General features: G+C 68.7%; 10 protein-coding genes and 1 pseudogene. 8 read left to right on the top strand and 3 right to left on the bottom strand.

Annotated elements, in window-relative coordinates:
- Window positions 1-34: 34 nt before the first annotated feature.
- Entirely contained in the window at window positions 35-1,579 is a 1,545-nt protein-coding gene (hutH, locus tag SNA_RS34115) for a histidine ammonia-lyase (protein WP_037790573.1), read from the top strand.
- 155 nt (window positions 1,580-1,734) lie between these two features.
- On the opposite strand, the gene SNA_RS34110 is transcribed toward hutH, so the two are convergent.
- The gene (locus SNA_RS34110; RefSeq protein ID WP_030066883.1) at window positions 1,735-2,052 is read right to left on the bottom strand and encodes a hypothetical protein; all 318 of its coding nucleotides are present in this window, start codon (window positions 2,050-2,052) and stop codon (window positions 1,735-1,737) included.
- 151 nt (window positions 2,053-2,203) lie between these two features.
- Here SNA_RS34110 and SNA_RS34105 point away from each other — a divergent pair, with 151 nt between their 5' ends.
- The 4 genes from SNA_RS34105 to SNA_RS34090 all read left to right on the top strand — a co-directional run bounded on the left by SNA_RS34105 (window position 2,204) and on the right by SNA_RS34090 (window position 6,771).
- Window positions 2,204-2,542: a hypothetical protein gene (locus SNA_RS34105; RefSeq protein WP_030066884.1), complete on the top strand. Its 339-nt coding sequence runs from the start codon at window positions 2,204-2,206 to the stop codon at window positions 2,540-2,542.
- A gap of 278 nt (window positions 2,543-2,820) precedes the next feature.
- On the top strand, window positions 2,821-4,125 hold the full coding sequence (locus SNA_RS34100) for a L,D-transpeptidase (RefSeq protein ID WP_037790664.1): 1,305 nt from the start codon (window positions 2,821-2,823) through the stop codon (window positions 4,123-4,125).
- A gap of 145 nt (window positions 4,126-4,270) precedes the next feature.
- Window positions 4,271-5,746, top strand: a complete 1,476-nt coding sequence (locus SNA_RS34095; RefSeq protein WP_078970379.1) for a DUF2786 domain-containing protein — start codon at window positions 4,271-4,273, stop codon at window positions 5,744-5,746.
- A gap of 371 nt (window positions 5,747-6,117) precedes the next feature.
- Complete coding sequence (locus tag SNA_RS34090) at window positions 6,118-6,771, top strand: maleylpyruvate isomerase N-terminal domain-containing protein (RefSeq protein ID WP_030066888.1); 654 nt, start codon at window positions 6,118-6,120, stop codon at window positions 6,769-6,771.
- 16 nt (window positions 6,772-6,787) lie between these two features.
- Here SNA_RS34090 and SNA_RS40790 read toward each other — a convergent pair.
- A pseudogene (locus tag SNA_RS40790) lies at window positions 6,788-7,071 on the bottom strand (hypothetical protein); the annotation flags it as partial.
- 70 nt (window positions 7,072-7,141) lie between these two features.
- Window positions 7,142-7,558: a hypothetical protein gene (locus SNA_RS34085; protein ID WP_030066890.1), complete on the bottom strand. Its 417-nt coding sequence runs from the start codon at window positions 7,556-7,558 to the stop codon at window positions 7,142-7,144.
- Between the two features lie 1,116 nt (window positions 7,559-8,674).
- Here SNA_RS34085 and SNA_RS34080 point away from each other — a divergent pair.
- The 3 genes from SNA_RS34080 to SNA_RS42935 are packed head-to-tail and all read left to right on the top strand — an operon-like array spanning window position 8,675 to window position 11,256.
- A complete protein-coding gene (locus SNA_RS34080; protein WP_157880168.1) occupies window positions 8,675-9,895 on the top strand; it encodes a putative T7SS-secreted protein in 1,221 nt (406 codons plus the stop codon).
- A gap of 9 nt (window positions 9,896-9,904) precedes the next feature.
- Window positions 9,905-10,534: a hypothetical protein gene (locus SNA_RS42940; protein ID WP_157880167.1), complete on the top strand. Its 630-nt coding sequence runs from the start codon at window positions 9,905-9,907 to the stop codon at window positions 10,532-10,534.
- Between the two features lie 2 nt (window positions 10,535-10,536).
- Window positions 10,537-11,256: a hypothetical protein gene (locus SNA_RS42935; RefSeq protein WP_157880166.1), complete on the top strand. Its 720-nt coding sequence runs from the start codon at window positions 10,537-10,539 to the stop codon at window positions 11,254-11,256.
- Window positions 11,257-11,865 lie beyond the last annotated feature (609 nt).

The following is an 11,865-nucleotide window of genomic DNA, read 5'->3' as shown; positions in this document are numbered from 1 at the left end:
ACATCCGGCGATTCAGTCTCTAGGGTGCCTGAATATGGATATGCACACTGTGGTGCTGGGGACGTCCGGCACGACCGCACAGGACGTCATCGCGGTGGCCCGCGGCGCGGCCCGCATCGAGCTGCCCGAAGAGACGCTCACGGCCGTCGCGGCCTCCCGTGCCTTCATCGACGACCTCGCCGCCAAACCCGAACCCGTCTACGGCGTCTCCACCGGCTTCGGCGCCCTCGCCGTCCGCCACATCAGCCCCGAGCTGCGCGCCCAGCTCCAGCGCAACATCGTGCGCTCGCACGCCGCCGGCATGGGCCCGCGCGTCGAGCGAGAGGTCGTCCGCGCGCTGATGTTCCTGCGCCTGAAGACCCTCGCCTCGGGCCGCACCGGCGTCCGCCCGCTCGTCGTCGAGACCATGGCCGCCATACTCAACGCCGGGATCACGCCCGTCGTCCACGAATACGGCTCCCTCGGCTGCTCCGGCGACCTCGCCCCCCTCTCGCACTGCGCGCTGACCCTGATGGGCGAGGGCGAGGCCGAGGGTCCCGACGGCGTCGTACGGCCCTCCGGCGAGCTGCTGGCCGCCCACGGCATCGCCCCCGTCGTCCTGCGCGAGAAGGAGGGCCTGGCCCTCCTCAACGGCACCGACGGCATGCTCGGCATGCTCGTGATGGCCTGCGCCGACCTCGCCCGCCTGTTCACCTCCGCCGACATCACCGCCGCCCTCTCCCTGGAGGCGCTGCTCGGCACGGACAAGGTCCTCGCCCCCGAGCTGCACACCATCCGCCCGCACCCGGGCCAGGCCGCCTCGGCCGCCAACATGCTCAAGGTGCTGGCCGGTTCCGGCTTCACCGGCCACCACCAGGACGACGCCCCGCGCGTCCAGGACGCCTACTCCATCCGCTGCGCCCCCCAGGTCGCCGGCGCCGGCCGCGACACCCTCGACCACGCCCGTCTGGTCGCCGACCGCGAACTGGCCGCCGCCGTCGACAACCCCGTCGTCCTGCCCGACGGCCGCGTCGAGTCCAACGGCAACTTCCACGGCGCCCCCGTCGCCTACGTCCTGGACTTCCTGGCCATCGCCGCCGCCGACCTCGGCTCCATCGCCGAGCGCCGCACCGACCGCCTCCTGGACAAGAACCGCTCGCACGGCCTGCCCGCCTTCCTGGCCGGCGACCCGGGCGTCGACTCGGGCCTGATGATCGCCCAGTACACCCAGGCAGCCCTGGTCAGCGAGCTCAAGCGACTGGCCGCACCCGCCTCCGTGGACTCCATCCCGTCCTCCGCCATGCAGGAGGACCACGTCTCCATGGGCTGGTCCGCGGCCCGCAAGCTGCGCACCGCCGTCGACAACCTCACCCGCATCGTCGCCGTCGAGCTCTACGCCGCCACCCGCGCCATCGAGATGCGCGACGGCCTGACGGCGGCCCCCGCCACCCTCGCGGTGCTCGACGCGGTGCGCGCCGCGGGCATCGAGGGGCCGGGCGAGGACCGCTTCCTGGCACCCGACCTGGAGGGCGCCTACGCCTTCGTACGGGACGGGAAGCTGGTCGAGGCCGCCGAGTCGGTCACCGGCGAGCTGGCCTGACGCGGGGCCCGTCCGAGGTGGACGCGGGGCCGTCGCCCGGACGGCCTCGCGGTGGCTCGTGCGCCTCGGCGTCGCTCATGCGGGCCGGGCGTGACGCACGGGGCCTCTCCATGCTTCATGCGGCCTCGCCGTGGCCCGGACGGCCCGGCCGTGACTCATGTGGCCTCGCCGTGGCTCCGGCGGACGGAGTGGGCCACCAGCCCGGCGCCGAGGGCGAGCAGCACGCTGCCGCCGAGGGCGTAGGGCGTGACATCGGGGCCGCCGCTGGCGGCGAGCCCGGGGCCGGTGGCGCCCGCGGCGCCGGCCGCCGCGGCGCGGGGGACCGCAGGGGCCGTCCGCGCACTGGTGGCCGGGGGCCCGTCCTCGTCCGCGCTCGCATGCGCGGACGGCACGAACCACAGGGCGCCCAGCACCGAGGCCGCGGCGACGGCGGTCAGCAGCGGCCGCCGCGCGGAGCCCGAACGATCCTCCACGATCCTCCTAGCGGGCCCGGTGCACCCGGCAGTGCGGACGGGCCGTCGAGAGCCGTCGATATCGGCCGCTGTAGGGGCCGTTGACCGCAGATGTTAGTGACCGCCGCGGGTCGCGGGGAAGTCGGGCGCCCGGGTGCTTACCCTCCGTCCCATGAGCAATGGTGAGACATCACGTTTTGTGCGGCTTCATGTGGAGCTGGTCATGGAGGTGACCGACGCCGCCCGGCTGACCGGCGCCGCCCTCGACCACATCGGCGGCGACCCGTCCCTCCCCGACGACCAGCGCCGCCAGGCCCTGGACACCGTCCGGGAGGACCCCGCGGAGGCGCTGGCCCACCTCGTCGACCCGTTCGACCTCGTCACGGCGGTGCCGGGCACCGAGCTCGCCCACGCCTCCTGGAGCAGTGAGGAGATGACCGACTACGACCCGGACGCCGAATGGGACGCGGCGGAATGGGACCTGGCCGACGACGCCCCCGCCGAGGCCTGACCGGCCGACCCCACCCGCCGAGACCCGGCCGGTCTCGCCTCCCCGGCCCCCGCAGGAGAGCTTCCCGTACGGCCTCCCCCCTGCGGGGGCCTCCGATGCGCCGATAAGCACCCTTTACGTCCGTTTTGAGTGGCATCCCCCACAAACCCTTTTCTTTTCCGTGGACGTGCCACACGGTCGATAAAGCACATACGTCCAAAGCTCGACCCATCGGATCGGGAGTTCTGTCGCAAGCGCTGTCGGGAGTTCTGGGTTCGGTAGCAATGGAGAAACGCGTGATAACGCACAGCAATCGCCGCACCGGCCTCATCGCCGGCGCCGTCCTCCTGGGCGGCGTACTGACCGTCACGGCGTGCGGCGGCGCCCACGGTGACAGCGGCCCCGCTGCGTCCGGCGCCCACGGTGGCAACGGACCCACCGCGTCCAGCGCCCCCACGCCGCGCCACGAGAACGCGCAGCAGGTCGATGCGGCGGCCGCCCAGGACGCTTCGCAGGCACAGATCCAGATCGCCCCCGCCGACGGCTCGACCGGCGTCGGCGTCAACAGCGATGCCCGGGTCACGGTCAGCGGCGGCAAGCTCACCGACGTCACCATGACCTCCGTGAACGCCCGCACCACCGTCGCCGGCACCCTCTCCGCCGACGGCACCTCCTGGAAGCCGGACACCGCGCTGGCCCGCTCCACGACCTACAAGGTCACCGCACACGCCGTCGACGACCAGGGCCGCAAGGCGGTGGAGAACTCCACCTTCACCACCGTCTCCCCGGACCCCCACACCTTCGTCGGCAACTTCACCCCGGAGGACGGCTCCACGGTCGGCGTCGGCATGCCGGTGTCGATCAACTTCGACAAGCCGGTGGTCAACAAGACCCGCGTGGAATCCGCGATCGAGGTCGCCTCCAGCAGCAACCAGCAGGTCGTCGGCCACTGGTTCGGCAACAAGCGGCTGGACTTCCGCCCCCGTACGTACTGGAAGCCCAATTCCGAGGTCTCCGTCAAGCTCGGCCTGACCGGCGTCGAGGCGTCCCCCGGCGTCTGGGGCGTCCAGAACAAGACCGTCCACTTCGCCGTCGGCCACTCCCAGATCAGCACCGTCGACGCCAAGACCCACACCATGACCGTGGTCCGCGACGGCCGCACCCTCCGCACCATCCCGATCTCCTCGGGCGCCAAGGACCACCCGACCTACAACGGCCAGATGGTCATCTCCGAGCGCTTCAAGCAGACCCGGATGAACGGCTCCACGGTCGGCTTCGCCAAGAAGAACGGCAAGGGCGAGTACGACATCCCCGACGTCCCGCACGCCATGCGCCTGTCGGCGTCCGGCACCTTCATCCACGGCAACTACTGGGGCAAGGGCATCTTCGGCCACGCCAACACCAGCCACGGCTGCATCGGCCTCCAGGACGTCCGCGGCGCCGGCGACCCCACCACCGACGGCGCCTGGTTCTTCCAGCACTCCCGCATCGGTGACGTCGTCAAGGTCATCAACTCCGGCGACCGCACCATCCAGCCCGACAACGGCCTCAACGGCTGGAACATGGCCTGGTCCCAGTGGGTCGCGGGCAGCGCGGTGAGCTGACGCACCCGCGCACCGCACACGGAGACCGACCGCGACCGACGCCCGGCGCACCGCACAGACGGCGCGCCGGGCGTCGGCGCGTGCGCACGGCCGCCGCCCCGCCTCCGGGGAGCGGCGCCGGGACCACCGTCCGTACCCTGGCCAGGTGAGCAGGCACGGCGAGAACGGCAGCAGCGGACGCGAGGAACGCGATGGACGTGGCGGACGTCGCGAGCGCGGCGGACGCACCGAACGAACCCGGAGCACCGAATACCCCGATTCCGGTCCCGCGGCCGACCAACCGCTTGCCGACGAGCTGGTCGCCGACGTCCTCGGCCAGGTCCGTTACGCGGCGGACGGGGCCGCGGCCGAGGACGCCGTCGAGGCGGGGGCCTCCCTGCTGGCCGCGGCCCCCGCAGGCTGGGAGGCGGTGAGCGCCGCCGTGATCGCGGCCGCCGCGGCGGGCGTGGCGCAGTGCTGGACGGGCGGCTGGCAGCCCGCCGACCTGGAGCGCTTCCTACGGCGCGAGGCGGACGGGGCGACGCGCGCCGAACTGGCCGTGGACGCCATGGCCGCCGACGCGGCCCGCAACCCGGCCACCCGCACCCCGCGCGGCCCCCGCTGGGCCGACCAGCTGCAACGACTCGGCGCCGACGTCTGGTGGGAGGCCGACCGCGGCTACCTCGACGCCCTGGCCCGGCGCCGCCGCACCACCCGCTTCGAAACCGCCTACGACGTCCTGGCGGCCCTGCGCGCCCTCGCCCGGGTCCCGCGCATCACCCCGCTGCCCTCCCCCAAGCCCTCAAGGAGCACGGCGGTACCCCCATCGTCCGCACCCCCCGCCGCGAACGCCCGCAGCGCCGCCGCCTCCCGCGCCCTCGGACGCATCCGCGGCCTGCTCGCCAAGGCCGAGGCGACGACCTTCGCCGAGGAGGCGGAGGCCCTGTCCGCCAAGGCCCAGGAGCTGATGGCCCGGCACAGCATCGACGAGGCCCTCCTGGACAGCGCGGCCGGCTCCCCGCAGGGCGCGGCGGGCGGCCCGTCGGCGATCCGTATCGGCATCGAGGGCCCCTACGAACAGGCCAAGGCCCTCCTCCTGGACGCCGTCGCCACCGCCAACCGCTGCCAAGCCGTATGGGCCGCCGACATCGGCTTCTCCACCCTCATCGGCTTCGCACCCGACCTGGAGGCCACCGAGCTCCTCTACACCTCGCTCCTCCTCCAGTCCACCACCGCCATGCACCGCGCCGGCGACGCCCACGCCCGCACGAAGGGCGACGCCCACGCCCGCACGAAGGGCGAGTCCCCCGCCCGCAAGAGGCAGGACAACGCACCCCTCACCCGCGGCCGCTCCCGCCGCACCCGCGACTTCCGCCAGACCTTCCTCGTCGCCTACGCCGACCGCATCCGCACCCGCCTCACCACAGCCACCGAAGCCGCCACCACCGCAGCCACCACCGACTCCCCGGCCCCCGACCTGCTCCCCGTCCTCGCCGCCCGCGAACTGGCCGTGGAAGAAACCACCGAATCCCTCTTCCCCAACACCGCCCCCGTCCGCCTCCGCGGCCTCCACGACCCCGCCGGCTGGCACGCGGGCAACCAAGCAGCCGACCGCGCCCACCTGGGAGACGCCACCTCCTGAACCCGGCCTGCCGGGCCTCCTGAACCCGGCCTGCCGGGCCCCCGAACCCTGCCTACCCAGCCCCCCGAACCACCAACTGACCAGCCGTCACCGCCGCCTGACCGCCACCCGTCCCGCTGCCTGGTCAGCCGTCACCGCGACCTGATCACCCGTCGGCAGGTGCCACACCGACGGGGCATGAGACCCCGGTCCGCCGAGTCCGCAGCAGCCGTTTGTGTTGCGCGAAAGGCACTGCTGGTATCAGCCCTCGATCGGTGAGGAGTGGCAGTGCCGAACCGGTCAACGAGCTGTCCGCGCCCACGACCTGCGCGGGTCGCAGTCGGGAGCCGGGGCCCTGGGGTGTTGTCGGCCTGGCCTTGTAGGCTTCCCGCATGTCACAGTCCGTCGAACCGCACATGCTGGTGAGCGGGAGCCATGTGCGCCAGGCCGTCGCCTACTGTGCGGATACCCTCACCGGCGTCCCCGCGGCCCAATGGCGGGGGAGGGCCGGCAGCCTGCAGTGGACATGCTGGGAGACCCTGGAACACCTCGCGGACGATCTGCTCACCTACGCACTGCGGTTCGGTCTCGCGCAGCCGATGAACGTGCCACGCGTGCCACTGCGCGTCTCCCGTGACCGCCCGCACGGGCCGGCCAATGTCATCTTCGGCGACGAGGACGCAGGACCTGAGGGACTCCTGACCGTCGTGGCGGCTTGCGGCGGACTGCTTGCAACCGCCGTCGACACCGCACCTCCTGCCTGCTTGGCCCCGCACGTCTTCGGTGCCTCCGACCCGGAGGGATTCGCGGCGATGGGCGTCGTCGAGACACTCGTCCACACCCACGACATTGCTCAGGGCGTGCACCGCGTGTGCGAGCCCCCGCAGGACTTGAGCGAGCGAGCTCTTGCACGGCTCTTCCCCGACGTACCCGTCACCGGTACTCCGTGGTCAACCCTGCTGTGGGCCACCGGCCGCCTGGAAACGCCCGATCGCCCCCGCCGGACGGACTGGCGTTGGTACGGCGCACCGCGTGGCAGCAGCTGACCGCGTCACGCAGATGCATGTCCGCGTTGCCGAACTCGTCGACGGCCTGCGGGACGGCCACCATGGGTGTGGCGGTGGCCAGGCCCTCCTGGCTGCCTCCTGCGCCGTGCGGTCGCCCTGGCAGGCGCCGGCAAAGGAGTGGACGTTTTCGTCGACCCGGTCGGCGTGCGGTTGCAGCGCCTTGGGGAGGAGTACGACCGACCGGCCGGGGCGGCCGACGAACGGGTCGGGGTGCTGGGTGATCCCGTTCTCCGCAAGCCAGTTGGTGAACTTCTCGTAGTACGCCCTGCCGCGCTCGGTCGCCCCCGTCGGCCGCGTTCATCAGGCGCTGCCGACCATGGTGTCTGTGTCGCGCGCCTTTCCGCGTTGGTCAGTGGATGACCAGACCGGGGACCAGTGCGACCAACCCTGATGCAAAGCTGCCGATTCCCGCGAGGGTGACGATGGTGGCTTTGCCGTCCGAGAACAGTCCTGAGCAGAAGGCCCGGACTTGGCGGCGGACGATCAGCATCTTGAGCTTCTGCCAGCGGTGCTGCCGGATATGGCAGCCCAGGAGGAGGCCCGATGCGTTGTTACGGCAGCCGCCCTCGCGCCCTCGTACCGGAGCGCCACATGTGACCGGTGCTTGGAAGGCGCACCAGAGCAGGACGACGGCTGAGAGTGCGATCACCACTGCTGGCCCGGCTGCCTTGTTGATCCAGGCCGCGATCAGCAGGGCCCCAGCCAGAACTCCCCACCACTGCCCCAAGCCGCCAAGATTCCTGCTTCTTGCCCCCGAAGTCGCCATGCCTTGAATCGTGGCGACTTGCGGGCCAGGGCATGCTTCGAGGCGGTCCATTGACCGAAATGGATCTCAGGGCGGCTGAGAGTCGACGGCGCCGGGTCCGGCCGTGTGTCTGCCTCGGCCTCGTCCGAGCCGCTCGTGGGACAGCCGATGGCGTGGGCCACGCGCACGATCACAGGCGCCAGCCGAAACAGGCCGTTCTCCCCGAAGCGGATCAGCTCCGCCCCTCTTTCGTCGAGCCCCGCAGCCTGGACGCGGCAGCCATCACCCGTGCCGTCCCCGCCGACGTGAACCCCTCTTCCGAACCCTGAGCAGCGTCACCCGCCATGTCCGAACCAGCGCCCTAGTTGCGCGCGATCAACCGGCGCACGCCATGGCGATCGACCCACATGCGCCGGACACCACCACGACCGTACCGAGGGAAGCCCGCTTGGAACGAGGGGGCTCAGTGGATCTGGGATGTGGTCGCTCATCACCACCGGCAGGTCCACAGCACGGCCCCGGCGAGGCCGCAGCCACTCCTGAACGAATGCGCACCCGGTGTCTCGGCTGAAATTAGCGCATCATTAACGCCTCAATGCTGGCATCAAATACCGACTTGGCCTACCACCTGACGCCAAAAGGTCTGAACGGGAGTTTCCAGTTCCGTGCACCGCCGGAGCCAGGGTTAGGCGTCTCCGCTCCTCCATGCCCGGCAACTGTTAGGCTCCCCCCTATGTCTCATTTCGCCACCGAGGCAGGAGGGGATAGTTCGTGTCTATGCCGGGAACATTTCAAGTTGACGTGCACGAGCTGAGTGGAATTTCGCAGAAGCTTGACGAAAGCGTCTCCGGGATGCGCACCGTAACAGGAAGAATGGATGAGGCAACAGCTGGTCAGCTCGGCCATGAATCCTTGGATTCTGCTTGCGCGGACTTCCAGTCCAAGTGGAAGTACGGTATCGGTCAGGTCTCCGAGCTTGCGAATGCAGTCCGAGGTTCAATCGACGCAACTGCCGAGTCATATCGGACTTGCGAGGCAGGTATTCAGCAAGCCTTCGCACGCGGGCAGCATTCAGATGCCTCAACTGTCTCTTCATCCAGTTCACAGGCTTCCGTTTTCGGCTAGGGGTGCATGTTCGTGAGCGGCGGAAAGATACCCGCGGAGGCTGCAGGTTTTCCCGGTCTGGGATTTGATCCGACACCGGGGAATCTGGCGGCAGTACGCACTCTGGTAGATGAAACATTTACTGCACACAGAAATCTAGAGTCCGTCTGGGAGACTCTGAATTCCATTACGCGCCACGGAAAAGAGTGGCGCGGCTTAGCGGCTGACGCCTTTTCCATGAGGGTCAAGAAATTACCTGAACTTGTTGACGCTGCAACACAAAGCTTCTATGACTGTGGATTTCAGCTCAACGAGTGGTCCGCGAAGTTGGACACCATGAAGTCTCGGTCACGGGACCTGGAAGGCCGGGCGGTCACTGCACGTTCACGAATGCGTGACGCCGAAGAGAACCCGGACCTTGGCCTGGCCGGCAAGACCTTCGAGACAGACGAAGAACTGCACAACGCCGAGCAGCGATTGAACAACGCGGTCACGGAACTGGACTCGGCCCGAAACGCACTCAACACTCTCATCGAAGACGCCCAGCGCCTTAAGCATCAGCACGACGAGGCTGCAGAGACAGTGGCAGAGGCCATCCGCCGTGCCTCGGAAGAAGCGCCGGACGAGCCTGGACTGCTCGACAAGCTCGGCGATGCCATCAAGTCACTGGCGGAAGCACAGTCCCTCATTGCTCACCAGATGTGGGACTGGGTGAAGAACCACGCCAACGCCATCGCAGCGGTCGGCGACGTGCTGTCAACCGTCAGCGCAGTAGTGGGCGCCGCAGGAGTCGGACTGGCCGCGATCGGCATGGCTTTCCCCCCGGCTGAAGTGGTACTGGCGCCCACCGCGGGTGTCTTGGAAATCGCCTCGTCGGGATTCGCGGCCGGTGCGCTTGTCCTGCACGGCACCGCACGGATGGCCGGAGGCGAAGATGTCGTCTCCAACCGGACGCTCGCACAGGATGTGCTGGGAACGATTCCCTTTGGAGCAGCGACGCGTGTCGGAGGCAAGCTCGGCACGGCTTTGCTCAAGAGCCGTGCGGCCGAAGGAGCCTCGAACTTCGGCCTCGTGGACTCCTGGGCAAGCCTGTTCGGGGACTCTTCGGTGTTCGAGAACTTCAAGCCGAAGGACAGGCGCCAGATGATGGAGATGGGGGGCATACCAGGCGGGGGCGGTGCTTTGGTGGTTGCGATAGAAAACGCGTGGAACAAGGGAAGTGCCAAGGACCGCGCCGCCACCGACGGAGGGTGACAGCACACCATGCGTGACGCGGCCATTGTGGCTCACTTCGACGGGCGGCCCACGGCCGAGCTGGTCTTCACCGGTTGGGGTTCAGCTCAAGTCGACTACGCCATTTGGATCGGCGCTGAATTCGGTTACAAGTTCAGCTCGTCCGAACCTTATGGGCGTGGTCAGTACCGGTTGATCCTCACCCGCGACGACAGTCCGGCGGCCCGGCTCCGGGCAGCGGCAACACTGGCTCGCATGCAGTCCACCGGCAGCTGGAAGCCGATGGCGCAACCTGGTTCCTCAGCGCCGCATGACCCTTCGGCGATCCATCCAGAGCGTGCTGCGCAGGCACGCAGGAACATCGTTACGTACGAGCGATGGCACCCGGCTCAACTGGTCATTCCGTGCTGCGTCGTCAGCGCCGGACTCTTTTCGCTGGCGTGGGCGGCCCGCGGGTCGGCGATAGCCGCTGTGGCTGCGGGGCTCGGCGGCATTCTGTGCATGACGGCGGCCATCATGGGGCCCCGCTACACAAGGAAATGGCATCAAAGAAACCTGGAGCTCCTGGAACGGTTTCGCCGCCAGCAGGCTGCACGGTTTCCTGTTTCCCCGCCTACGCCCCCGCCTGCCTGGCCGCACCGTGATCAGATGGGACACTAGCCATGGAATTTACGGTACCCGCCGGTTACACCGCCATCCCGATAGGGATCACCCCAGAAGAAGCGGAACGGGACATCACCTCACGTATCTCCGTAGAGGTTCTGAAATCGAAGCCTGCCATGTTCCGGCACATGGTGGGAAAACTCCATCAGGCATCACAAGCCCTCGAAAGAACTGGCGCTCTCTATGCCGGAACCTGCATGCGTGCACATGAGGGAGAACTGTCCCTGGGGACACTGCTGGTGACGGTTCACCCCTTCTCGTACGGAGATGCTGAAGTGGCAGCCAAGGGAATGGTCCACGCACTCATTACCGCACGCGGAAATTCATGGTCCGGCACCGTACTCGAAACGTCCAGTGGCCCCGTCGCGGTAGTGTCAGGGACACGAGAAGTTGCCGTTCCCGCCAAGGAATCTCCCTCCGGAGAGGAGGCGATGATTCCCATGGCAGAAATGCAGGCGTTCATGCCCGTGCCGCCGGGTATAGAAACTCAGGAACAGTGCCTTGTGTCGATTGATTTCTCAACTCCTTGCGAAGAACACTGGGATGATTACTGTGCCGACATCGTGGAGCTCTTGCACAGCGTAAGTTTTGACCAGGATGACGGTCCCGCTTCACCCGAGGTGGCAGCCCATACGAATGCGCCTACTTCTCCCAAGGCCGTACCGGGCCCAGCCGCAGGCCCGACGGGCAGCGGAATACCGACAACTCCGTTCGGCTGAAACAGGGAGTTCGAGGAGCCTTCAGGCAGCGGCGAGCTCAGACCCACCCCACCTCGGATACGATTTGCGAGGCGCCCTCCAGGGCCTGGCAACGGCGTCGGGGAAGGTACCGGCGGTGCTGGCTGACGAGAAGCCCCGACGGCCTCAGACCCACTTCGCGCCTCGGGCTGGACGTCCGAGAGGCCGCCCTGTGCCGGCGGAAGCGTCCGGGGTGCCTCTGCCGCGACGGATCGCCGACGCTCCGAGACGACGACGCCGAACGCCTTCAGCACGTCACCCAACTCGTCTTCTGTCACATCCGTCACGGCGTCGGCGATGTGCCGTAAGGCATCGCTCACGTCACATGCCCTTCGCTGGTCACAGAGTTGGTGACGGTCGAGGGCAGGAGCTTCTTACCGGTCGGACCTGCTTGTACCCGCGTATCTGTCTGCGGACACACGCCGCAGTCGAAGCGAGATCAGCCGCTCGCTCTGTTCGCCCCAGCCGCCTAATCTTCGCTCGGGGCAGGGGTGATGCCCGTCGGACAGGAGACGCCCGGTTCGTTTCGAAGGGGTCACATAGCTTGCCCCCCGTCCCGGCGATGCCGCAGTACCCGTTCGAGTTTTTGGT

The sequence above is a fragment of the Streptomyces natalensis ATCC 27448 genome (assembly GCF_000935125.1).
Taxonomy (GTDB): domain Bacteria; phylum Actinomycetota; class Actinomycetes; order Streptomycetales; family Streptomycetaceae; genus Streptomyces; species Streptomyces natalensis.
Note: the sequence above shows the minus strand (reverse complement) of the source record. Positions and strands in the feature narration are given on the sequence as shown.

Coding starts and splice junctions, on each gene's coding strand:
- hutH (WP_037790573.1), top strand. CDS start 35: ATGGATATGCACACTGTGGTGCTGGGGACGTCCGGCACGACCGCACAG.
- SNA_RS34090 (WP_030066888.1), top strand. CDS start 6,118: ATGTCACAGTCCGTCGAACCGCACATGCTGGTGAGCGGGAGCCATGTG.
- SNA_RS42940 (WP_157880167.1), top strand. CDS start 9,905: ATGCGTGACGCGGCCATTGTGGCTCACTTCGACGGGCGGCCCACGGCC.
- SNA_RS34105 (WP_030066884.1), top strand. CDS start 2,204: ATGAGCAATGGTGAGACATCACGTTTTGTGCGGCTTCATGTGGAGCTG.
- SNA_RS34085 (WP_030066890.1), bottom strand. CDS start 7,558: ATGGCGACTTCGGGGGCAAGAAGCAGGAATCTTGGCGGCTTGGGGCAG.
- SNA_RS42935 (WP_157880166.1), top strand. CDS start 10,537: ATGGAATTTACGGTACCCGCCGGTTACACCGCCATCCCGATAGGGATC.